Annotated in this window: 19 protein-coding genes; 6 read left to right on the forward strand and 13 right to left on the reverse strand. The window is 62.6% G+C overall.

Going from position 1 to position 22,148, the window contains the following annotated elements; all coding sequences use genetic code 11:
- Positions 1-3: 3 nt before the first annotated feature.
- From ugpC (LCF60_RS08015) to LCF60_RS08035, 5 genes are all read right to left on the reverse strand, one after another.
- Positions 4-1,092, reverse strand: coding sequence for a sn-glycerol-3-phosphate ABC transporter ATP-binding protein UgpC (gene ugpC, locus LCF60_RS08015; protein ID WP_292290961.1), 1,089 nt, complete (start codon positions 1,090-1,092; stop codon positions 4-6).
- Between the two features lie 26 nt (positions 1,093-1,118).
- A complete protein-coding gene (locus LCF60_RS08020; RefSeq protein ID WP_292290962.1) occupies positions 1,119-2,771 on the reverse strand; it encodes an alpha-glucosidase in 1,653 nt (550 codons plus the stop codon).
- Positions 2,772-2,849: 78 nt separating this feature from the next.
- Positions 2,850-4,007 carry a carbohydrate ABC transporter permease gene (locus tag LCF60_RS08025; protein WP_292290963.1) on the reverse strand — a complete coding sequence of 386 codons (1,158 nt, stop codon included), beginning with the start codon at positions 4,005-4,007 and terminating at the stop codon, positions 2,850-2,852.
- 45 nt (positions 4,008-4,052) lie between these two features.
- Positions 4,053-5,072: a sugar ABC transporter permease gene (locus LCF60_RS08030; RefSeq protein WP_292290964.1), complete on the reverse strand. Its 1,020-nt coding sequence runs from the start codon at positions 5,070-5,072 to the stop codon at positions 4,053-4,055.
- 134 nt (positions 5,073-5,206) lie between these two features.
- The gene (locus LCF60_RS08035; RefSeq protein ID WP_292290965.1) at positions 5,207-6,475 is read right to left on the reverse strand and encodes an ABC transporter substrate-binding protein; all 1,269 of its coding nucleotides are present in this window, start codon (positions 6,473-6,475) and stop codon (positions 5,207-5,209) included.
- 241 nt (positions 6,476-6,716) lie between these two features.
- Between LCF60_RS08035 and LCF60_RS08040 the strand changes: the two genes are divergently transcribed.
- From LCF60_RS08040 to LCF60_RS08050, 3 genes are read left to right on the forward strand one after another with little or no spacing between them, the layout of a single operon-like run.
- On the forward strand, positions 6,717-7,742 hold the full coding sequence (locus LCF60_RS08040; RefSeq protein ID WP_292290967.1) for a substrate-binding domain-containing protein: 1,026 nt from the start codon (positions 6,717-6,719) through the stop codon (positions 7,740-7,742).
- A 12-nt stretch (positions 7,743-7,754) separates the two neighbouring features.
- Positions 7,755-9,083 carry a GH1 family beta-glucosidase gene (locus tag LCF60_RS08045; protein ID WP_292290968.1) on the forward strand — a complete coding sequence of 443 codons (1,329 nt, stop codon included), beginning with the start codon at positions 7,755-7,757 and terminating at the stop codon, positions 9,081-9,083.
- A gap of 1 nt (position 9,084) precedes the next feature.
- The gene (locus tag LCF60_RS08050; protein WP_292290970.1) at positions 9,085-10,053 is read left to right on the forward strand and encodes a glucokinase; all 969 of its coding nucleotides are present in this window, start codon (positions 9,085-9,087) and stop codon (positions 10,051-10,053) included.
- Here the strand turns inward: LCF60_RS08050 and LCF60_RS08055 are convergent.
- The 8 genes from LCF60_RS08055 to LCF60_RS08090 form a co-directional block, all read right to left on the reverse strand.
- Positions 10,050-11,972, reverse strand: a complete 1,923-nt coding sequence (locus LCF60_RS08055; protein ID WP_292290972.1) for a beta-galactosidase — start codon at positions 11,970-11,972, stop codon at positions 10,050-10,052. The two genes, LCF60_RS08050 and LCF60_RS08055, sit on opposite strands and share 4 nt — an antisense overlap.
- The gene (locus LCF60_RS08060; protein WP_292290973.1) at positions 11,969-12,814 is read right to left on the reverse strand and encodes an SMP-30/gluconolactonase/LRE family protein; all 846 of its coding nucleotides are present in this window, start codon (positions 12,812-12,814) and stop codon (positions 11,969-11,971) included. The genes LCF60_RS08055 and LCF60_RS08060 overlap by 4 nt, the downstream gene beginning before the upstream one ends.
- Positions 12,814-13,422, reverse strand: a complete 609-nt coding sequence (locus tag LCF60_RS08065) for a 2-dehydro-3-deoxy-6-phosphogalactonate aldolase (protein ID WP_292290974.1) — start codon at positions 13,420-13,422, stop codon at positions 12,814-12,816. The genes LCF60_RS08060 and LCF60_RS08065 overlap by 1 nt, the downstream gene beginning before the upstream one ends.
- The gene (locus tag LCF60_RS08070) at positions 13,419-14,321 is read right to left on the reverse strand and encodes a 2-dehydro-3-deoxygalactonokinase (protein ID WP_292290976.1); all 903 of its coding nucleotides are present in this window, start codon (positions 14,319-14,321) and stop codon (positions 13,419-13,421) included. Before LCF60_RS08070 ends, LCF60_RS08065 begins: the two co-directional genes overlap by 4 nt.
- 49 nt (positions 14,322-14,370) lie before the next feature.
- Complete coding sequence (locus tag LCF60_RS08075; protein WP_292290978.1) at positions 14,371-15,711, reverse strand: alpha-glucosidase/alpha-galactosidase; 1,341 nt, start codon at positions 15,709-15,711, stop codon at positions 14,371-14,373.
- 12 nt (positions 15,712-15,723) lie between these two features.
- Positions 15,724-16,572 carry a carbohydrate ABC transporter permease gene (locus LCF60_RS08080; RefSeq protein ID WP_292290980.1) on the reverse strand — a complete coding sequence of 283 codons (849 nt, stop codon included), beginning with the start codon at positions 16,570-16,572 and terminating at the stop codon, positions 15,724-15,726.
- 88 nt (positions 16,573-16,660) lie between these two features.
- Complete coding sequence (locus LCF60_RS08085) at positions 16,661-17,584, reverse strand: sugar ABC transporter permease (RefSeq protein WP_292290981.1); 924 nt, start codon at positions 17,582-17,584, stop codon at positions 16,661-16,663.
- Positions 17,585-17,711: 127 nt separating this feature from the next.
- Positions 17,712-18,974 (reverse strand): ABC transporter substrate-binding protein, encoded by a 1,263-nt coding sequence (locus LCF60_RS08090; protein WP_292290982.1) that lies wholly within the window; start codon positions 18,972-18,974, stop codon positions 17,712-17,714.
- Between the two features lie 149 nt (positions 18,975-19,123).
- On the opposite strand from LCF60_RS08090, the gene LCF60_RS08095 reads away from it, so the two are divergent.
- The 3 genes from LCF60_RS08095 to LCF60_RS08105 form a co-directional block, all read left to right on the forward strand.
- Positions 19,124-19,963, forward strand: coding sequence for an IclR family transcriptional regulator (locus LCF60_RS08095; protein WP_292290984.1), 840 nt, complete (start codon positions 19,124-19,126; stop codon positions 19,961-19,963).
- Positions 19,944-20,996, forward strand: coding sequence for a sn-glycerol-3-phosphate ABC transporter ATP-binding protein UgpC (ugpC, locus tag LCF60_RS08100; protein WP_292290985.1), 1,053 nt, complete (start codon positions 19,944-19,946; stop codon positions 20,994-20,996). Before LCF60_RS08095 ends, ugpC (LCF60_RS08100) begins: the two co-directional genes overlap by 20 nt.
- A gap of 38 nt (positions 20,997-21,034) precedes the next feature.
- The coding region (locus tag LCF60_RS08105) for an exo-alpha-sialidase (RefSeq protein ID WP_292290987.1) at positions 21,035-22,148 on the forward strand (1,114 nt) is incomplete at its 3' end.

Consider the following 22,148-nt stretch of genomic DNA (forward strand, 5'->3'; position numbering starts at 1 on the left):
GCTTCAGCGATACAGCAGTGACGTTCCGTTGTGGAAGACGTGCACCTTGTCCGGTGTCGCGCCCAGCTTCACGTTCTTGCCGCGCAGATCGGCATGGATGCCCGGAAGCTTGCCGATCACCGGGTCCGCGCCGCCTTGCGATTCGAAATAGAGCAAGGTCACCTCGCCCAGCGCCTCGGTGATGTTGACCTTGCCGTCGAAGATGTAATCGCCATCGGTTTCAAGGAAATCCTCGGGACGGACGCCGACATTGACGGCCTGGCCCATATCGGCCTCGGTGCTCGGGTAATCCGAAACCGCCACGCCGCCGTTCTTCATCTTGATGGTGGTCTGCTGGCCGGTTCCGGTGATTTCGCCGGGCAGCAGGTTCATAGAAGGCGATCCGATGAACTGGGCCACGAATTCGCTGTTGGGTCGTTCATAAAGCTCGAGCGGTGGCCCGACCTGGGCCACGCCCTTGTTGGCCAGCACGACGATCCGGGTGGCCAGCGTCATTGCCTCGACCTGGTCGTGGGTCACATAGATCATCGTGGAGTCGGGCATCTGTTCTTTCAGCTGCGCGATCTCGATCCGGGTGGCCACCCGCAGGGCGGCGTCGAGGTTGGAAAGCGGTTCGTCGAAGAGATAGACCTTGGGATCGCGCACGATGGACCGGCCGATCGCCACGCGCTGCCGCTGCCCGCCGGACAGGGCCTTGGGCAGCCGGTCGAGATATGGATCGAGTTGCAGCATCTTGGCCGCCCGGTCCACCGCCGCGTCGATCTCGGATTGCGGCTTCTTGGCGATCTTGAGCGCGAACTGCATGTTCTCGCGCACCGTCATGTGCGGGTAGAGCGCGTAGGACTGGAACACCATGGCGATGCCGCGCATTGCAGGCGGCATGTCGTTGACCACCTGGCCGTCGATTTCCAGCGTGCCGCCGGTGATCTTTTCCAGTCCGGCGATCATCCGCAGCAAAGTGGACTTGCCACAGCCGGAGGGGCCGACAAACACGATCAGCTCGCCCTGCCGGATGTCGAGATTGATGTCGTTGAGCACGTTGACCGCGCCTGCATAGGTCTTTTCGACATCCGTCAGTTTCAAATTGGCCATGTCTGTCCCTCCCTTGTCCCGATTGCTCAGGATGTCATTTTAAGCGCGAGGCATGGCTGCCACGGGCCCAGATGCAGTTTCCCGTCAGCTTGCGGTCCGGCGCTCCCCAGTTCCAGACCGATCTGCGCCCAGTTGCCCTTCGGCATCGCCATAGTCGCGGGATCTTCGCTCAGGTTGAAGGCGCAGAAGATGGTCGAGCCTTCGAAGCTGCGCGTGAAATGGACGATGCTGCCCGAGTTCCTGACCCCGTCGTGATCGCCTTTGGCCAGCGCGGGCTGGGCGTGGCGGAACGCGATGGCGCGGCGGTAATGGTGCAGGATCGCGGCCGGGTCGTCTTCCTGCTGCGCGACGGTGCGGTGCAGGTGGTCGTGGCTGACCGGCAGCCAGGGCTGGCCGGTGGTGAAGTCTCCGTTCTGGTTCGACGCTTCCCAGACCATCGGCGTGCGGCAGCCGTCGCGGCCCTTGTATTCGGGCCAGAATTCAATGCCGTAAGGATCCTGCAGATCCTCGAAGCCCACCTCGGCTTCCGGCAGGCCCAGTTCTTCGCCCTGGTAAAGACAGACCGATCCGCGCAGGCACATCATCAACGTGACGAACAGGCGCTGTGCCGCCGGTGACAGGTTCCACCGGGTCACGTGGCGGGTCACGTCATGGTTCGAAAAGGCCCAGCAGGCCCAGCCGTCCGAGGCGACTTCGTCGACCTGCGCCAGCACTTCGACAAAGCGGTCGGCGGTGGGTTCCACCCCGGACAGGAACTCGAACGCATAGCACATGTGGATGCGGTTTTCGCCACGGGTATATTCGCCCATGATCTCGAGTCCGCGCTGCGCGTCGCCCACCTCGCCGACCGAGGTGGTGCCGTGGTATTCGTCCAGCAGCGCCCGGAACCGTTCGAGGAACGCGATATTCTCGGGCTGGTTCTTGGAATAGAGGTGCTCCTGGTGATTATAGGGGTTCACCGACGGCGCGATATTCGCGTTCCGCTGTGCCTTGGGCAGGCCCGGATTGCTGCGCAGATCCTTGTCATGGAAATAGAAGTTGATGGTGTCGAGCCGAAACCCGTCAACGCCACGGTCGAGCCAGAACCGCGTCACGTCGAGCAGCGCTTCCTGAACCTCGGGGTTGTGGAAATTCAGATCGGGCTGCGAGGTCAGGAAGTTGTGCAGGTAATATTGTTCACGCCGCGCATCCCATTGCCACGCCGGCCCGCCGAAGATCGACAGCCAGTTGTTGGGCGGCGTGCCATCCTCCCTGGGATCGGACCAGACATACCAATCGGCCCTGGAATTGGTCCGGTCGGCGCGGCTTTCGATGAACCAGGGGTGCTGGTCCGAGGTGTGCGACAGCACCAGGTCGATCATCACGCGAATGCCCAGCCGGTGCGCCGTCTGCACCAGGACATCGAAATCGGCCAAGGATCCGAACATCGGGTCGACGTCGCAATAGGCGCTGACGTCATAGCCGAAATCCTTCATCGGCGAGGTGAAGAAGGGGCTGATCCAGATTGCATCGACCCCCAGAGAGGACACGTAGGGCAACCGGTGCGCGATCCCCAGAAGATCCCCGATCCCGTCGCCATTGCTGTCCTGGAAGCTGCGCGGATAGATCTGGTAGATCACCGCCCCGCGCCACCAGTCATCGTCCACGGCTGTATTTTCGGCGGCCAGAGTGTTTGCCACGTTCATCGTCCTGTTTTCCTTGCATTCCGAAGTTCCGGATGCGTTTCGAGACTTGGCCCCGCGCGATGGCGGAACCGCTTATTTGACGGAGCCGGCCAGAAGACCGCGCACCAGGTATTTCTGCATCGCGAAGAACACCAGGAGCGGCACCGCGATCGACACGAAGGCCGCCGTGGCGAGGATTTCCCAATTGCCGCCCCGAGTGCCCAGTAGCTCGACGATCTGGTTTGTCATCACCGTCGTCTGCCCTGTCGCGTCGATCAGGAAGACCTTGGCGACCAGCAGATCGTTCCATGTCCAGAGGAACTGGAAGATCGCGAAGCTGGCAAGCGCTGGAAAGGACAGCGGCAGGATGATCTTGACGAAGATCTGGAACTCGGTCGCGCCATCGACACGGGCGTTCTCGATGATGTCGCGTGGCAACCCGACCATGTAGTTTCGCAAGAGGTAGATCGCCAGAGGTAACCCGAAGCCGGTATGGGCCAACCAGGTGCCCAGATACCCCTTTCCGATACCGATGCCGAGATGCAGCTTGAGCAGCGGAATCAGCGCCAGTTGCAACGGCACCACCAGAAGCCCGACCACCATCGCGATCAAGAGCGCCCTGCCCGCGAAATCCATCCAGGCCAGGGCATAGGCGGCAAAGGCCGCAACCACGATGGGAATGATCGTCGCCGGGATCGTCACCGTCAGCGTGTTGAAGAACGCCTTGGTCATACTGTCGGTCCGATCGCCGGAAAACAGCACCTGCTGGTAGTTCGCCAGCGTGAAATCGGGTGGCAGTTCGGCAGTGACGAAGATCCGCTGGCCTCGGCCGCCCTCCATTTCCACCGGGCTCTGCAACCGGTAATTGCCATTGGCCTGAACCGTGATCTGTTCGCCGTCGCGCAACTCGGCGGTGTCGCCGGGCGCATAGGCGCCGATATCGCGCGAGGACGTGCCCCAAGAGGACATGTCGATCTCGTCCGACAGGCCTTCACCTGCGAAGAGGTTGCCCTCGATCACGTACACACCGTCGACCAGCACCTGCTCTTCGGGGCTCGCGGTGCGCAGGGTCAGGCTTTGTTCGGTCGGAAACAACGCGTTCCACCATCCAGAGCTGGAAATCTGGTCCGCCGTGCGGAAGGAGGACACGAAAAGCCCCACCGTCGGGAACAGCCACAGCGCCACCAGCACGACAACCGAGATGTGAACCGCCCATGTGAGCGAGGATTTGGTTCCTGCGATATTATCCATTGGTCCGATCCTTTTCTTGCTCCACCGCTTTGCCAGCCGGGAGCATCAGCGCATTTCCTTGCGCGCGTTGCGCACGTTCCAGACAAGGATCGGCGTCACCAGCAACATGATCACGATGGCGCTGGCCGAACCGACACCCCAGTCATTGGCGCGGAACAGCTTGTCGAACATGTAATTGGCCAGAACCTGGGTTTCCCACTGGCCGTTGGTCATCGCGAAGACGATGTCGAAGATCTTGAGAACCACCAGTGTGATCGTCGTCCAGACCACCACGATGGTGCCCGCGATCTGCGGCATCTTGATCTTGAAGAAGATCTGAAACGGGTTGGCCCCGTCGACGATGGCCGCCTCGATGGTTTCTTCCGGGATGCCGCGCAGGGCGGCACTGAGGATCACCATGGCAAAGCCGGTCTGGATCCAGATCAGCACGATCATCAGCAGAAAGCTGTTCCAGAGCGGGATGGTCAGCCATTGCTGCGGGTCGTTGCCGGTCATCCAGGTGTAGATCGCGTTCAGCACGCCGATCTGTTCGGTGCCGGGCGGGCGCGCGTCGTAGACCAGCTTCCAGATCACCGCCGCCCCCACGAAGGAGATCGCCATCGGCATGAAGATCAGCGACTTGGCGATATTGCCCCAGGAGATCCGGTCGGTCAGCTGCGCGGCCAGAAGGCCGAAGGCGGTGGACAGCGCCGGCACCACGATCAGCCACAGCATGTTGTTGCGCATCGCTTCCCAGAATTTCGGTTCCGACGCCATCTGGCTGTAATTGGCCAGGCCGACGAAATTGTACACGGTGGTGCCATCCGGCATGGTCTGCCGTTCGGTCAGCGACAGGCGGATCGTCTCGATCACCGGGTAGGCGAGGTAAAGCCCAAGCGCGAAGATCGCGGGCAGCAGGAACAGCCACGGGCGCACAAGATTGGCGCGGTTGATGTTCTTGCCGGCATTCGGGCCCTTGGCCGGGAAAAGCACCTTGTCCAGAAACTGGTTGGAAAAGTAGAAATAGCTCAGACATCCACCAACGCCGATGGCAATGGTCAACAGACCTTGTATCGCGGGATTCATGCTGTCCCTCCCAAAATGTTTGCTGATCCAGTGTGTGCCACTGGCGGTCCCCTTGTACGGGATTTTGGCTTTGCAGCTTCAGAGGTGCGGACTGCGCGATTGCCCGCGCAGTCCTGCGTTTTTGCAAAGGGCGCTTACTTCAGCGACTCCCAGCTGTCCTGGATGTCGCTGGCGACTTCGCCTGCATCCGCGCCACCGGCGTAATCGACCATACCGGTCCAGAACGAACCGGCCCCGACGCCGCCCGGCATCAGGTCGGACGCATCGAACCGGAACGTCGTGGCATCGAGCAGGATGCCGTTCATCTTGGCGGTCGGCGCATCGACAAACTGGGAGCTGTCCACACCGGTATGCGGTGTCAGGAAGCCGCCATTCGCCATCCAGATTTCATGCGCCTCGGGCGTCTGGAGATAGGCGATCAAATCATGCGCGGCCTGGTTCTCGTTGGTGATCGCCCAAAGCGTGCCCGCCCCCAGGACCGGAGCGCCGAGATCCTTTTCCTCGTAGGCCGGGAAATAGAAGAAATCGGCATCCAGACCGACTTCGGTGCCTTCCGGGAAGAAGGCCGGGATGAACGACGCCTGGCGGTGCAGGTAGCATTGCGGCGGCGCATCGAAGAGGCCCTTGGGGCTGTCGCGGAAATCGGTCGAGGCGACCGCGCCGGACCCGCCGGCCACGTATTCGTCATTTCGCGCGAACGCGCCGAACTCCTCGATCGCGGCGACGACGCGCGGATCGTCGAACGGAATTTCGTTGCTCACCCACTGGTCATAGACTTCGGGGGGCTGGGTGCGCAGCATCATGTCCTCGACCCAATCGGTCGCGGGCCAGCCGGTCGCGCCACCCGACCCCAGACCGATGCACCAGGGCGTTTCGCCATCGGCCACGATCTGATCGGTCAGCGCCTTCAGCTCTTCCATCGTCTCGGGAACCTCGTAACCGGCGTCCTCGAAGTTCTCGGGCGAGAACCAGACCAGCGATTTCACGTCGACCTTGTAGAAAAAGCCGTACAGGTCCTCCTCGCCATCCGGCCCGGCATAGGTGCCCAGATCGACCCAGGACTCGCCGGCGGCATAGTTTTCGCGCACCCAATCGGCGGTGCCGTCATTGAGTGGTGTGAGGAACCCGCGCGCGGCCATGTCGGAGGCAAGACCGGGCTGCGGGAACACTGCCACGTTCGGCGCAGAGCCCGCTTCGGCATCGACGACGATCTGCTGCTCGAAGCTGTCGGAGCCGACATAGCTGACATTGTGGCCGGACTTTTCGGCGAAGTCGTTCAGCACTTCTTCCACCATCGCCTGGTCGGGGCCAAGCCAGGGTCCGAACACGGTGATATCTTCGGCGGCGGCGGCGCTGGCATATAGCGCAGCGATGGCCACACTCGACGTGAGCGTCTTCTTCATGAATTACCTCCCAGGTTGCGCAAATGTTAGCGCTTTACAAATCCCCCGCCCCGGAATCACTCCAAAGCGCTTTGGATGTGCAAACGTCACCGATTTGCGACACTCTGTCAATCCAGTGCAATTGCAGAAAACCCCATAAATATTGCTGCTTTGCAGCATTTTGAAATTCGTATTGGGGCTTTAATCGCTTTGGCTTTTGTGGCTAAGTTGACCCGTCATTCAAAGCGCTTTGGGCGGAACCGTGAACCTCAAGCAACTGTCGGAACATCTCAACCTGTCCCAGACCACGGTCAGCCGTGCGCTGAACGGCTATCCCGAGGTCAACGAGAACACCCGCAGCCGCGTCCTGAAAGCCGCGCAGGAGCTGAACTATCGCCCCAACGTGCGGGCCAAGGGTCTGGCCACGGGGCGCGCGCTGGCGATCGGTCACGTGATCCCGGTGTCGAGCCAGCATGAAATGGTGAACCCGGTCTTCGGCGATTTCATCGCCGGGGCCGGCGAGAGCTATGCCCATGCTGGCTATGACATGATGCTGACCCTGGTGCCGGACCAGGAAGAGGCCCGCGCATATCACGACATAAAGGCGCGCGGCACGGTGGACGGGATGATCGTGCACGGCCCGGCGATCAACGACGTCCGTATTTCCCTGCTGTCGCGCATCGGCCTGCCATTCGTGGTGCACGGTCGGTCGACCGATGTGAACCTGCCCTATTCCTGGATTGACGTGAACAACCGCGGGGCGTTCGAGCGGGGCACTCAGTTCCTGATCGAACTGGGGCATCGGCGGATCGCGCTGCTCAACGGGCTCGAGCACATGGATTTCGCCTTCCGGCGTCGCAAGGGCTATGAAACCGCGCTGCGCAACAATGGCATGTCCGTGGATGCCAGCCTGATGCGCAGCGACGAGATGACCGAGGTGTATGGCTACCGTGCCACCCGCGAAATGCTGGCCCGCAGCACGCGGCCCACGGCCATCGTCTGTTCGTCCATCATCATCGCCATCGGCGTGCGGCGCGCGATCCACGATGCCGGACTCGTTCTGGCCCGCGACGTGTCGATCATCACCTATGACGACGCGCTGAGCTATCTCGAAAACGGCGACGACGTGCCGATCTTCACCGCGCTTCGATCCTCGGTGCGCTATGCGGGGCGCCAGGCGGCTGACATGCTTCTGTCGTTGATTGCCGTTCCCATAAATGCCCCAAAGACGCGCCTGCTCGAAGCTGAACTTATCATTGGCCGGTCCACCGGACCTGCCTCAAACTAAAGGACATCCCGAATGTTGACGTTCAAACGGCAGGATTTCCCTGACGATTTCCTTTTTGGTACCGCCACGTCCAGCTACCAGATCGAAGGCCACGCCTTTGGCGGCGCGGGCAAGACCCATTGGGACACGTTCGCCGCCACCCCCGGCAACGTGGTGCGCGCCGAAAACGGCGACCGCGCCTGCGACCATTATCACCGCTTCGAGGCGGATCTCGGTCTGGTCAAGGCGGCGGGTCTGGACGCATACCGCTTTTCGACAAGCTGGGCGCGGGTGTTGCCCGAAGGGCGCGGCACGCCCAACGCAGAGGGGCTGGATTTCTACGACCGCCTGACCGACGCGATGCTGGAGCGCGGGCTGAAACCCTGCGCCACGCTTTATCACTGGGAACTGCCCGTGGCGCTGGCCGATCTTGGGGGTTGGCGCAATCCGGACATGCCCAAATGGTTCGGCGAATTCACCGAGGTCATCATGGGGCGCATCGGCGACCGGATGCATTCGGTGGCCCCGATCAACGAGCCGTGGTGCGTCGGATGGCTGTCGCATTTCCTGGGCCATCACGCGCCCGGCCTGCGCGACATCCGCGCGACGGCGCATGCGATGCATCACGTGCTCAAGGCGCATGGCACGGCCATCCAGGTGATGCGCGGGCTGGGGATGGGCAACCTTGGCGGCGTGTTCAACATGGAATGGGCCACCCCGGTGGACGAGTCCGAGCCCGCGCAACAGGCCGCGGCGCTTTATGACGGGTATTACAATCATTTCTTCATGTCCGGCGTGTTCAAGGGCCAGTACCCTGAGAACGTGATGGAAGGGCTCGGGCCGCATATGCCAAAAGACTGGCAGGATGATTTCGGCGTGATCCAAAGCCCGCTCGACTGGTGCGGGATCAACTATTACACCCGCAAGATCATCGCGCCGAACGACGGGCCGTGGCCCAGCCATCACGAGGTCGAAGGCCCGCTGCCCAAGACCTTCATGGACTGGGAGATTTACCCCGACGGGCTTTACAACTTCCTGACCCGCACCGCGCGCGACTATACCGGCGACCTGCCGCTTTACGTGACCGAGAACGGCATGGCCTCGCCGGACGTGATCGAAAACGGTGCGGTGGCTGACCCCGACCGCATCGCCTATCTCGACAGTCATGTCGCTGCGGTGCAGCGCGCGATGGCCGATGGCGCACCGGTAAAGGGCTATTTCATCTGGTCGCTGATGGACAATTACGAATGGGCTCTGGGCTACGAGAAACGCTTCGGCCTCGTGCATGTGGATTTCGACACTCTGGACCGCACGCCCAAATCCTCCTATCACGCGCTCAAATCCGCGCTGACCGGGATCTGACATGACCACACCTTCCCCCCTGACCGCCTTGGTCGCCGATCTGGGCGGCACCAACACCCGTGTTGCGCTGACCGATGGAACCGCTGTGCGCACCGATACGATCAAGCGGTTCCGCAATGCCGATCACGCCGATCTGGTCTCGGTGCTGCGCGCCTATCTGGCGGAACAGGGCGGCGTGCCCGACGCCGCCTGTGTCGCGATGGCGGGGCCCGTGCTGAACGGGGTCGGCGAATTGACCAATCTCAACTGGACCGTCGATCGCGCCCTGGTGGCCGAGGCGACCGGTGCCAAGACCGTGGCCGTGCTGAACGACCTGCAGGCGCAGGGCCACGCGCTCGACCACCTGACACCCGACGTGGTGCAGACCATCCTGCCGGGTCAGCCCGCCAGTGCACATGCGGCCCGGCTTGTCATCGGGATCGGCACCGGGATGAACGCCGCAGCGGTCTATCGTCTGGACGATCGCACGCTGGTGCCGCCCTCCGAGGCCGGTCACGTGTCCCTGCCCGCGCAGAATGCCGACGAGCTGCGCCTGCTCGACTGGATCGCGCGCAAGCACGGCACACCGGGGTTCGAGGATGTGTTGTCGGGCCGCGGATTCGAACGGGTCTACGAATGGCTGTGTGACGAGGCGGCCGTCGATGCGCCGCTGGATGCCGGCGGGATCATGCAGGCGGTCAATGACGGGTCGAGCAAGGTCGCCGAAGAAGCCGCGCGCGTGTTCATCCGCATGATGGGTCGCGCGGCAGGCAACCTTGCGCTGGTGCATCTGCCCTTCGGCGGGATCTACCTCTGTGGAGGCGTCGCCCGCCATTTCGGACCGCATCTCGAACGGCTGGGCTTTCGCGACGCGTTCTTCGACAAGGGGCGGTTTTCCGACTTCATGGAACAGTTCCCCGTGCACCTTGTCGATGACGACTATGCCGCCCTGTCGGGATCAGCCGCGCATCTGTCAGAGCTTATGGGTTAGGCTTTTTGCTGTCGCAAAACACCAGCAGGGCCAAGGGTTTTCCCCGCGATTTCAACCTCATGCGGGTTGTGATTGAACCAGAACCGTTCCGTTGCAGTGTCCCTCGTCCGGACGCCGGTGGGCAGATGCATCGTCTCGACTTCGGCTCGGGCGCAGAGGTCTTTGGCCAGACGATCGAAAAACCCGTCATCACCCCAGCCGCCGCAATAGGTGACGCTGCCGGAGCGCATCGCAACCGGCATGCCCGCTTCGGCTTCAAACGTAATTTCCGCTGCACCTTCAAGATGTTCGAACCAGTTCTTCACGTGCCCGCCGCCGTCGACCGGGATCGGCATGTCCGGGCGCAGGGTTTCGAGACGCGACACCGTCACGTCCAGGCCCGGCCAGTTCGGCGGCAAGGGGACCGGGATGTTGAAATCTTCGTTTCGGGCGGCAGATCGCGGACCGATCAGCACCTGCGCCCCGCTGTTCGACAGGGCTGATCTGAGGTCTTCCGGCATGACCATCATGCCCGGTGCCGCAACGATCCGGTAGCCGCTGAAATCGCGCTGTGTCGGCGGCAGGATGTCCAGCGTCACACCCTCCCGACGGAAGGCGCGGTAGAGGTCGAAGACAAGACCCAGGTAGTCCACGCCCTGCCCCTGCGGCTGCACGTCCCAAGACCACGCCGCGTCGTAATCGAAGATCATCGCGACCGGGGCTTGGGCAGGCGATACATCGGGCGCATCGGCCAGTTCTGCAGCAACCTGTTCGGCCTCGACATAGCCGGGCGCGATCACGCTGTCAGGGCGCAGAAGGCCTGCATGCAGCTGCTCCTGCGCAAAGGGCGCCTGCCGCCAGCGGAAGTAACACACGGCTTCGGCCCCATGGGCAAACGCCTCCCATGTCCAGAGGCGCACCATGCCGGGCAGCGGCGCGGGGTTGTATGGCGCCCAATTCACCGGGCCGGGCTGTTGCTCCATCACCCACCAGCGCCCCTTGCCCACCGCGCGGTAGAGGTCGTGATGAAACGCCTGAAAATCCGGGTCGCCTTGGCGGGCATAGTGCCGTTGCTCTTCGGGTGTGGCCCCGACACGGTCTTCCAAGAAGCCCAGCGGATAGCTGTCCCATGTCGCGATCTCGAGGTCTTCGCCCACCGCGAAATGGTCGAAATTGATCTCGCGGCCCATGTAATTGTGTGAAATCGGCGCGTCGGAATGCTGGCGGATGATGTCGACCTGCGCGCGGTTGAAGGCGACCACCTGATCCGACGAAAACCGCCGGAACGCCTGTGCATGCGCCGGGTTGGGTTCGGTCACGGTCAGGTTGGGCAGGTCGATCTGGTCGAAATGGTCATATTCCATCGACCAGAACACGTTGCCCCAGGCCGCGTTCAGCGCGTCGATATCGCCATCATTGCCCTGCCCCGGATAGCGCGCGCGCAGCCAGCCGCGAAAGGCCTGACGCGCGGCGTTGGAATAGGACAGGATCGTGTCGTGGCAGCCATATTCGTTGTCGGTCTGCCACGCCGCGACATGCGGGTTCCGGCCGTAGCGTTCGGCCACTTCGGTGACGATCCGGCGGCATTCATCAAGATAGCCCTCGTGGCTGAAGCAATAGTGCCGCCGCGATCCGAAGCCACGCGGACGGCCCTGTGCATCGACCGCGAACATGTCGGGGTGCTTGTCGCAGACCCAGCGCGGTGGAGTCGCAGTCGGGGTGCCCAGCACGACCTTGAGGCCTTCCGCGCCCAGCACATCGATCGCCTCGTCCAGCCAATCCCAGCGGAAATCACCCGGCGACGGTTCGATCCGGGACCATGCGAATTCGCCGATCCGCACCCATGTGAGGCCCAAAGCGGCCATGCGGGCGGCGTCTTCCTCCCAGATCTCGCGGGGCCAGTGTTCCGGGTAATAGCAGGTGCCAAGCGTACGTTTCACAGGATCACCCGGTGCTCTTTCTGTCCAGTTGCACCAGAGGGTGCGGCAAAGGTCATTCCGTCGTTTTCTCCAGCAGGATCAAGTCCTTCTGTCGCGGAAGTGATGTAAAGGATTGACAAGTCCAGGCCGCCGAACGAAGGACAACTGGGCTGCCGAGCAGGCACATCGACCGCGCGCAGGGATGCGCCATCGGGGCCATAGCAGGCAACGCGCGACGCGCCCCATTGCGCGACCCACAGATTGCCGCTCGCGTCCACCACAGCACCATCGGGATTGAGACCCTCGGCGCTCAGATCGACGAACAGGTCGGGCTTTGCAGCGGGAAACCCGTCCTCGCCCAGTGCCACGCGCAGGATCTTGCGTTTTTGCGTGTCGGTGTAGAACGCGTGTGTGCCGTCCGGGGCGAAACAGATCGCGTTGGATATGGTGATGTTGTCGAACAGCCTGGTCAGCGTGCCGTCGTAGTAACGATAGATCGCGCCCGCGCCGGGTTCGGCGTTCTTGCCCATCGTGCCGATCCAGAACCCGCCCCACGGGTCGGCACGGCCATCGTTCGAGCGCGTGTTCGGGTTGTCGGATTCAAGCGGATGCACAAAGGTGCTTTCACCGGTGCGCGTGTCGAACTTGGACAGCGACGTTTCGCTGGCGATCAGCAACACGCCGGTGTCGACCCATCCGGCGGCAGAGACATGTTCGTCGAAATCCCAGCTTTGCTCGGTTGTCCCGTCGCTGCGGTAAAGCCGTTTGCCGAGGATATCGAACCAGTAAAGCACCTGTTCCTCGGGGTGCCAGAGCGGGCCTTCGCCAAGGGTACAGATCGTGGAGCTAAAGATTTGGGCCATCAGGATATTCCTTCGTCATAGGCCGCGACAATCTCGGTCGCGCGGGCTGTGATGTCGTCTATCGTGAAACCCGGCTTGTAAAGCGCCGATCCGATGCCGAACCCGTCCACACCCGCTGCGAACCAGTCGGCGAAATTGTCGGCACTGGCCCCGCCCACGGCGTAGGTCTGGGTGTCTGCGGGCAGCACCGCCCGGATCGCCATGAGGCCTTCGGGGCCGATCAGCGAGCCGGGAAACAGCTTCAGCCCGTCCGCGCCGTTGCGCAGCGCGGTGAAGCATTCCGTGGGCGTCATCACGCCCGGAAAGCTTTGCATGCCCAGTTGCTTGGTCGCCACGATCACGCGCGGATTGCAGTCAGGTGACACCACCATTCCGGCCCCGATCTGGTGCAGGCGCTGCACGTCGTCGGGGGTCAGGACGGTGCCGGCGCCAATCAGGGCGGACTGGCCGAACGCATCAACCATCATCTTGATCGACGTGAAGGGATCGGGCGAATTCAGCGGCACCTCGATGGCGGTGATGCCTGCGTCGATCAGGGCTTCGGAGATCGGTACGGCCTCGATCGGGGTGATGCCGCGCAGGATGGCGATGATCTTGCGGGGCGTCATTGGGCGCTTTCCTTGAGGCGCGCATAGGCCGCTTTGAGCCCTTCGAGGGTCATGCGCTCGGCGTCGGTGCGCTCGACCGGCAAGCCTTGGGCGCCCAGTGCATCGGAATAGGCCTTGCACAGCTTGTCGTCGCCAATCAGTGCCACATGCTGCCCCAACCAATATGGCCGCGCGGCGGCGAGTTCCGCACCAATCAGAAGGCCGGACAGACGCGCGCGGGCCTGAGCCGCGTGAAGATCGTTCAGCAAGCCCTCGGCCCGTATCGAGAAAAGCCGCGCGGCAAGGTCGGCGGGGTTGGACATGCCCGTCGACACGGCCTCGGCAAACGCTTCTGCATCCCAGCCGTCTCCGGCCGCCGTGTGGCGCAGGACCGATTGCTGCGACAAGAGCGCGAACATCTCGCCGGTCATGAAGGTGCGGAAGCTGACGATTTCACCCGCGCTGATATGGGCCCATTTGGTATGGGTGCCGGGCAGGCAGATGATGCCGTCGAATTTCGGGTTCAGCGACAGAAAGCCCGCGATCTGGGTTTCCTCGCCGCGCATCACGTCCGCCGGGGTGGTCTGCTTGACGCCGGGCAGGATGTGGATCGACAGGCGCGCATCGCGTGTCGGCACATATGTGGCGCGGTCGATGCCCGGAGGCGCACAGGGCGCGGCCATGTATTTCGCCTCGGCCCAGCCTTGGCGTGATCCCGCCATGCCGCAGACGATCACAGGGGATGTTCCGGTTCCAAGCGTATCACCGACAAGGTCAAGCAGCGCCGGCTCGAACCCGTCCCGCGTCAGGGTGCCCATTCCGGCATCGCTGGTCTTGCGGAATTTCACCGCACCCGCGCGCGACATGCCCCAGACGCGCAGGTGGGACGTGCCCCAATCGACTGCTAGCCAATCGGTCATGCAGCACCTCCGAAGTGTCGAGGTCGGGACGGTTCGTGTTCTGCAGTCATCAGGCGGCCTTTTTCAGTCGGGCAAAATCGGGAAGCATGTCACCATGCGCAGCCAGAAGATCGGTGACAAGGCTGCGGATCTGGCGAAGATCCAGTTCTGCGGCGGTGTGCGGATCCATCATGGCGGCGTGGTAGACATGTTCTACGTCCTCGTCCACCAGGGCGCGGACAACAAGCTCCTGCACGTTGATCTGCGTCCGCATGAGCGCCACCAGTTGCGGCGGGATGTCACCCACGACGGTGGGTTGCACGCCGCCCGCATCGACCAGGCAGGGCACCTCGACCGCAGCCCCCATCGGCAGTTGCGGCGCCTGTCCCCGGTTCGGCAGGTTGCCGTAGATCGTGTAGGGCTGATTGGTGACCATGGCGTTCATGATCTCGGCCGCGAATTCGTGGCTCTTGGCAAAGTCGATCTGGTCAGCGGTGCGATAGGTTTTCGCCTGATCCGCCCAATCGGCCATCTGTTCGACACAGCGCTTGGGATATTCATCAAGCGGCACGCTGAACATCTCGATCAGGTCGTCGCGCCCCGACTTGATGAACCACGGCACGTATTCCGCCAGATGTTCCGAGCTTTCGGTGCAGAAATAGCCCAGATGGTCCATCACCTCGTAGCGGACCTTGTTGGCACAGCGCGGCATGAGAAGCGGCGGTTTGGGCAGGTTGCCGGTCCGATAGCCTTCGCGCAACGCCGGATAAAGCGATTTGCCCCTGTGCGACAGGTCCAGAAAGAACGCCACATGGTTCACACCGGCCACGCGGTAGCGAATCTCGTCCTTGGGCAGGTCCAGATCATGCGCCAGTTCCTGCACCGTGTTCTGCACCGAATGGCAGAGGCCAACCTGCTTCACATGCGGAAACCGTTCCGCAAGCGCCCAAGTGTTGATCGCCATCGGGTTGACATATTGCAGCAGGATGGCGTTCGGGCACAGGTCGGCCATGTCAGCGGCGACACGCCACAGATGCGGCACGGTGCGCAATCCGCGCATGATCCCGCCGACCCCCAGCGTATCCCCGATGGTCTGGCGCAGCCCGTATTGCCTGGGGATGTCGAAATCGATCACGGTCGACGGCTCGTAGCCGCCGATCTGGAACGCGGTCACGACAAAATCAGCCCCCGCCAACGCGCGCCGCTGGTCCGTAGTAGTTTCCACCTTTGCATCCTGACCCGACGCCGCAATCAGCTTGCGCGCCACCAGCGCCGATTCCTCAAGCCGCTGCTCGTTGATGTCCATCAGCGCAAAGGTGGCCCCTTTGAGTGCCGGGAAGTGGAGAACGTCGCCGACGATGTTCTTCATGAAGATCGTCGATCCTGCGCCGATAAAGGCGATACGTGTCATGGTCTTTGGTCCCTATTTCACCGCGCCCAGCGTGAGGCCCGCGATAAAGTGTTTCTGCATGAGGAAGAACATCAGCACCGGCGGCAGGGCCGCGACGATGCTGCCCGCGCTCATCAGATGATAGGCGGCGCGGTATTGCGCGTTGAAGCTGGTGATGCCCGCGGTGACCGGCTGCGCATCCGGACCCTGGGTCAGAACGATGGCCCAGAAATAATCGTTCCAGATGAAGGTGAAGATCAGCACGGCCAATGCGGCCAAAGCAGGCTTCATCAGCGGCAGCACAACGAACCAGAAGATCCGCCATTCCGCAACGCCTTCGACCCGCGCCGCCTCGATCAGCGGAAAGGGCAGCGCGCGGATGAAGTTGCGCATGAAAAGCGTGCAGAACCCGGTCTGGAACGCGATGTGGAACAGCACCAGCCCGGTCTTGGTATTGTACAGCCCAAGGTCCAGCGTCAGGTCGCGCACCGGCACCATGAGGATCTGGAACGGCACGAAATTGCCCGCGACGAACATGAAGAAGACCCAGATGTTCGACCGGAAATTGTAGACACCCAACGCAAAGCCCGCCATCGCCGACAGCGCCACCGCGCCGATCACCGTGGGCACGGTGATCAGCACCGAGTTCAGCATGTAACGCGGCATGTCCGAATTGAAGAACACTTGCCCGTAATTGTTGAACAGCTCGAACGACCCCGGCACACCCCAGTAATTGCCCTGGGTGAAATCGGTGGCTGGCTTGATCGAAAAGATGGCCACCGCGATCAGCGGCAAGAGCCACAGGATCAGCGCGATGGGCAGCATCGTCTTGTAGGCGGTCTGCGCAGACGCGCTGGCCTGCTGGATGGGACGGGGGAACATCAGGCCGCCCCCTCGTCATGATGCCGCAGCCTGCTCTTCATCTTGCCAGATAAACTCCCGCCGGAGGCTCCCGTCAGATACCACATGCTCAGTGCCCCTTCTCTTCGCGGTACATCGACCAGAGGAAATAGGCGATGAAACACAACATGATGAGGAACAGCACCACTGCAATCGCCGCGCCGTATCCCATGCGGAAGCCGTATTCCGACAGGGCCTTTTCGAACATGTAGAAGGACAGCACGCGGGTCTGCCCGAACGGGCCGCCATTGGTCATGATCGAGATGAGGTCAAAAGACCGCAACGCGCCGATGATCGTGACGACGAAGGCGATGAAGGTGGCGGGTTTGAGTTGGGGCACGATCACGTACCAGAGCATCCGCCAACCCTTGGCCCCGTCCAGCCGCGCCGCCTCGACCTGTTCAGGGTCCACGGCGTTGAGACCCGTGAGGTAGAGGATCATGCAATAGGCGGTTTGCGGCCAAAGCCCGGCAAGGATGATGCCATAGGTCGCCAGCTTTGGATCGCCCAGCACGTTCACGGGACCAAGGCCGACCAGAGCCAGCATGTTGGACAACAACCCTTCGTTCGGCAGGTAGAACCATGCAAAGACAAGGCCGACGACGACCTGGCTCAGAACGAAGGGAAAGAAGAACAGCGACTTGTAGATGCGGATGCCCGTCACCGTCTGGTTCAGGAACAGCGCGATGAACAGGCCCGCCGGGATCGCCAGCAGATAGCAGACCAGCCATTTGAGGTTGTTCCAGAGCGACACCTCGAAGGCGCGGTCGTTCATCAGTTCGGCGTAGTTGCCAAGCCCGATATACTCCGCCTGCCCCAGACCGTCCCAGTCGTAAAGCGAGATCGAGAAGCTCTGGAAGATCGGGATGATGACATAGACCGCAAAGAACAGGATGGCGGGGGCAAGGAACAGCCACGGCGTCACCGCGATCTCGTTGCGCTTGTACCAGCCGCGTCTGGGCGGCTCTGTATCCGGCAAGGCTGTGACGGTCATGGTCGGGTCTCCTCCAAACGGGCCACGCGGAAACCGGGGGGCGGCTTGCGGATGGGCCGATGGGCAAGGTGCACGCAAGCACCTTGCCTTTCCGGCGGAGGGTGCGTGATCCCACGCACCCCGTCGCTTAGTTGTAGACGCGTTCGCGTACCTGTTCGAGACGGGCGAGGATGTCGTCGAGGTTGTCCGGGAACACCATGAATTCCTGGAAGCCCTGCATTGCCTCGGCCGCCATTTCCGCCGGGAAATCGCGGTCGAAGAACTGCGCCACGCCGCCGGGGCTGTTGGAGGACAGCATCTCGAAGCCCTGTTCGAGGAACTTGTCATCGTCGATCGACGCCGACGCGTTCACCGGAAGCTGGCCCAGGTTTTCGCCGTTGTTGATGATGGTCTGCTGCTCTGCAGACACCACGAAGCGCAGGAATTCGCGGGCGGCTTCCTTGTTGTCGGCATTGGCCGGGATGTGGAACGTGTCGGTCGGCGCGTCTTCGGCCAGTTCGACATCCGGGTTGATGGCCGGGAACTGGTAGAAATCAAGCTGATCGTCGCTCAGACCCGCTTCGCGCAGCGGCGCCACGGCGAAGTTGCCCATGAGATACGCGGCGGCATCACCGTTCACCATGAAGGGCAGCGCCTCTTGCCAGGAGTAGTTCTGGTGGTTGTCGACATAGGCCCCCATGTCGATCAGCTCGCGCCAGTTGGCGAAGGTCTGGCGCACGCGGTCATCGGTCCACGGCACCTCGCCTGCGGCCATTTCCATATGGAAATCATAGCCATGCGTGCGCAAGTTCAGGTAATCGAACCAGCCGCCCGCGGTCCAGAGGAACTTGGTGCCGATGGTGTAGCACTTGACGCCATTGTCCAGAAGCGTCTGGCAGTTGGACTTCATTTCCTCGAACGTCTCTGGCTCGGTCAGGCCGTACTGATCATACAGGTCTTTACGATAGTAGATGCCCCACTGGTAATAGGTATAGGGGACGCCCCACTGCTTGCCGTCGATGGTCATCGCGCCCCTGGTCGATTCCAGATTGTCGGCGATCGCGGGCTCTTCCCAAAGGTCGGACACGTCTTCGAAGAGACCCGCCTCGACATAGGGACGCATCCGGTTTGCGGCATACCAGGTCGCCACGTCCGGCGCGTCGGCGGTCAGGAAGTTGCGGATCTGCGTCTTGTAGGCTTCGCGGTCGATCACCGTGGTTTCGATGTTCAGTTCCGGGTGCATCTCGCCGAAGCGGTCGATCATCGCTTCCATCGTGGCGCGCGGCGCCGGGTTCGACGTGTCGAGGAAAATCTTCAGGTCGCCGCTGAGGGCGCTGTCTTGTGCAAATGCGGATGAGGCGGCAAGGGCCGCCGTCAGCGCCAGAGCCGACGCTTTCAATGTGGAACGCATGGTATCCTCCCTTATGCTCCCAAATCTGGTGCAAGATGGTTTCATTATTTGAAACCTTGTTTTGCATATTGAAATCATAACAGCGACTCGCCTATGCTTGTCAACAGCCGACGGGACGCGACCCGCGGTTAGGGGAGGATATCGCGGACATGAGCGTGGTCGAACGAAACGACGGAACCGTGGGCAAGGCCCTTGCCGTGCTGGACCGGATTGCGTCTTACGGGCGGCCTGTGCGCTTTGGCGAAGTGCTTGCGACCTCGGACATGCCCAAGGCAACGCTCTACCGGTTCGTGCAGACCCTGACAAACCAGGGCATGCTGCAATATGATCCCGAACGGCAGACCTATACACCCGGATTGCGGCTGGTGCGGCTGGCCCATGCGGCCTGGGCGCAATCTTCTCTGGCTCCGGTGGCGCGGCCCCATATCGACGCGCTGAGCGCCGAGACCGGCGAGACCGTGCACCTTGCGCAGCTTGATCATGCGCAGGTGCTTTACGTCGACAAGCGCAACGCGCGCGATCCGGTCGAGATGTTCAGCCAGGCGGGCAAGGTCGGTCCGGCCTATTGCACCGGGGTCGGCAAGGCGATGCTGGCCTTCCTGCCGGAGACCGAATTGCAGACCGCCCTCGCCCAGCAAAGCTGGCACCGCTTTACCGCCGCGACGCATGGAACCGCTGACGCCCTGAAGGCCGAACTGGCCGAGATCCGGGCCGATGGGCTGAGCTTTGATCGCGAGGAACATGAAACAGGCATCGTCTGCGTCGCCGCACCCATCCTCAACAGCCATGCCCGACCGCTGGGCGCGCTGTCGGTGACGGGCACCACGCGGCGCACCGACCTGGAAACCCTGAGCAGGTTGGGGCCGCGCCTGCAACAGGCGGCCCGCGCAATCGCCCGGGACGTGGAAAGCTGGCTCTTCCCGCAGTCGGCATCACCGGTCCCCACAGCACAAAACGAAGGAGCACCCCATGTCCGGAGTGACACTTGAGTCCGTCATCAAGCGGTACGGCCAGACGCAGGTCATCCACGGCATCGACCTTGACGTCGAAGATGGGGAATTCTGCGTTTTCGTGGGCCCGTCCGGCTGCGGCAAGTCCACGTTGTTGCGCATGGTTGCGGGGCTCGAGGAAACCACCGAAGGCGCGATCCGCATCGGCAGCCGCGACGTGACGCGGCTCGATCCTTCGGACCGGGGCGTGTCGATGGTGTTCCAGACCTACGCGCTTTACCCGCACATGACGGTCGAGGAAAACATGGGGTTCGGGCTCAAGATGACCGGCCACCCGTCCTCAGAGATCAAGTCCAAGGTCGCCGAGGCCAGCCGCATCCTCAAGCTTGACGAGTATCTCAAGCGCAAGCCCAAGGCCCTGTCCGGCGGTCAACGCCAGCGCGTTGCCATCGGCCGCGCCATCGTGCGCGGACCCGAGGTGTTCCTGTTCGACGAACCGCTGTCCAATCTCGATGCGGAATTGCGGGTCGAGATGCGGGTCGAGATCGCGCGGCTGCACAAGGAAATCGGCGCCACGATGATCTACGTGACCCATGACCAGGTCGAGGCGATGACGCTGGCCGACAAGATCGTCGTGCTGCGCGCGGGCCGCATCGAACAGGTCGGCGCCCCGATGGAGCTTTATCGCGACCCGGACAACCGGTTTGTCGCCGGGTTCATCGGATCGCCGTCGATGAATTTCGTGCGCGGCACCGTGCGGGCGGGTGAGGTCGTGTCGGACGGGCTGACCCACCCGGTGGCGGCCACCAAATCGGCGCAGGATGGCCAATCCGTCCTGATCGGATTGCGGCCGGAACATCTGGGCCTCAAGCCGGGATCATCCCATCGCGTCGACCTGACCGAAAGCCTGGGCGGCGTGTCCTATGCGCACCTGATCGGCCCGGACGGCGAAAAGATCATCGTCGAAGAGCGGGGCGATCACCGGTCATCGGATGGCGAGACAGTCGACCTGATCGTCGATCACGACCACATGTACCTGTTCGACGCGAAATCCGAATTGCGTTTGCGATAAACGTGCTATGGTCGGGCGACCTTTCGGAGCCAAGTGTGATGCCCGTCTCGACCACGCTGCTTGTCGGAACCACCAAGGGCCTGTTTCTGTTGCGCAGCACGCCCGACCGGGACGGCTGGACCACGCAAGGCCCGCTCTGCAATCTCTGGCCGATCAATCACGCGGCGGGTGATGCATCTCGCGGCAGGATCTGGGCCGGTGGCGGCGGCGCGTGGACCGGCGCCGGGGTCTGGGCTTCGGCCGACGGCGGAGAGACCTGGACCCTGACCAAGCTCGCCAATGGCGAAATGGACGCCTGGGCGCGCAACGCTCCGGACGAAGCCGCGATCTTCGGCCTTGCGCCAGGCCCGGATGGCACGTTCGACGGCGAAATCGACGCGATCTGGTCGCTGTGCCATGCTCATGGGCGGCTTTATGCGGGTAGCAAGCCTGCCAACCTGTATCAAAGCGATGATGACGGGCAGACCTGGACCCGCTTTGTGGGACTCGCCGAATTTCCCGACCGCGACGCGTGGCAGCCCGGTGCCGCGGGGCTGACCCTGCACACGATCGTGCCGCATCCGGATGACCCCGAACGGCTCTGGATCGGCATTTCAGCAGCGGGCGTGTTTGCCACCGAGGACGGCGGGCAGACCTGGGACCGGCGAGTCCGGCGCGACAACAGCGCAGCTTCCGTGCCGTCGGATCATCCGGCGGCGGGCAGCGACACCGAGATCGGCAGCTGCATCCACAACATGCAGCTGGTGCGCGCGGGCGACGGGTTCCGCCTCTACCAGCAAAACCATCACGGGGTCTATCGCAGCCTTGACGGCGCGCGCAGCTGGCAGACCATCACCGCCGGCCTGCCCTCGACATTCGGCTTCCCGATCGCGGTCAATCCGCATGACCCGGACATGGTCTGGACCTTTCCGCTGAACGGCGACAGCGCCGGGCGGTATCCCCTGGACGGGGTGGCCGCGTTCTGGCGATCCACCGATGGCGGGATGAGCTGGTCCGCGCAACAGGCTGGACTTCCAGCGGAAAATTGCTTTTTCACCGTGCTGAGGCAAGCCATGGCGACGGACACGCATCCGCAGCCGGGCGTCTATTTCGGCACCAATTCGGGATCCGTTTTCGCGTCAACGGATGAAGGCCGGAACTGGAGCGAAATTG

The sequence above is a fragment of the Marivita sp. genome (assembly GCF_020055635.1).
GTDB lineage: Bacteria > Pseudomonadota > Alphaproteobacteria > Rhodobacterales > Rhodobacteraceae > Marivita.

Coding starts and splice junctions, on each gene's coding strand:
- ugpC (WP_292290961.1), bottom strand. CDS start 1,092: ATGGCCAATTTGAAACTGACGGATGTCGAAAAGACCTATGCAGGCGCG.
- LCF60_RS08025 (WP_292290963.1), bottom strand. CDS start 4,007: ATGGATAATATCGCAGGAACCAAATCCTCGCTCACATGGGCGGTTCAC.
- LCF60_RS08030 (WP_292290964.1), bottom strand. CDS start 5,072: ATGAATCCCGCGATACAAGGTCTGTTGACCATTGCCATCGGCGTTGGT.
- LCF60_RS08035 (WP_292290965.1), bottom strand. CDS start 6,475: ATGAAGAAGACGCTCACGTCGAGTGTGGCCATCGCTGCGCTATATGCC.
- LCF60_RS08045 (WP_292290968.1), top strand. CDS start 7,755: ATGTTGACGTTCAAACGGCAGGATTTCCCTGACGATTTCCTTTTTGGT.
- LCF60_RS08050 (WP_292290970.1), top strand. CDS start 9,085: ATGACCACACCTTCCCCCCTGACCGCCTTGGTCGCCGATCTGGGCGGC.
- LCF60_RS08060 (WP_292290973.1), bottom strand. CDS start 12,814: ATGGCCCAAATCTTTAGCTCCACGATCTGTACCCTTGGCGAAGGCCCG.
- LCF60_RS08065 (WP_292290974.1), bottom strand. CDS start 13,422: ATGACGCCCCGCAAGATCATCGCCATCCTGCGCGGCATCACCCCGATC.
- LCF60_RS08070 (WP_292290976.1), bottom strand. CDS start 14,321: ATGACCGATTGGCTAGCAGTCGATTGGGGCACGTCCCACCTGCGCGTC.
- LCF60_RS08075 (WP_292290978.1), bottom strand. CDS start 15,711: ATGACACGTATCGCCTTTATCGGCGCAGGATCGACGATCTTCATGAAG.
- LCF60_RS08080 (WP_292290980.1), bottom strand. CDS start 16,572: ATGTTCCCCCGTCCCATCCAGCAGGCCAGCGCGTCTGCGCAGACCGCC.
- LCF60_RS08085 (WP_292290981.1), bottom strand. CDS start 17,584: ATGACCGTCACAGCCTTGCCGGATACAGAGCCGCCCAGACGCGGCTGG.
- LCF60_RS08090 (WP_292290982.1), bottom strand. CDS start 18,974: ATGCGTTCCACATTGAAAGCGTCGGCTCTGGCGCTGACGGCGGCCCTT.
- LCF60_RS08095 (WP_292290984.1), top strand. CDS start 19,124: ATGAGCGTGGTCGAACGAAACGACGGAACCGTGGGCAAGGCCCTTGCC.
- ugpC (WP_292290985.1), top strand. CDS start 19,944: ATGTCCGGAGTGACACTTGAGTCCGTCATCAAGCGGTACGGCCAGACG.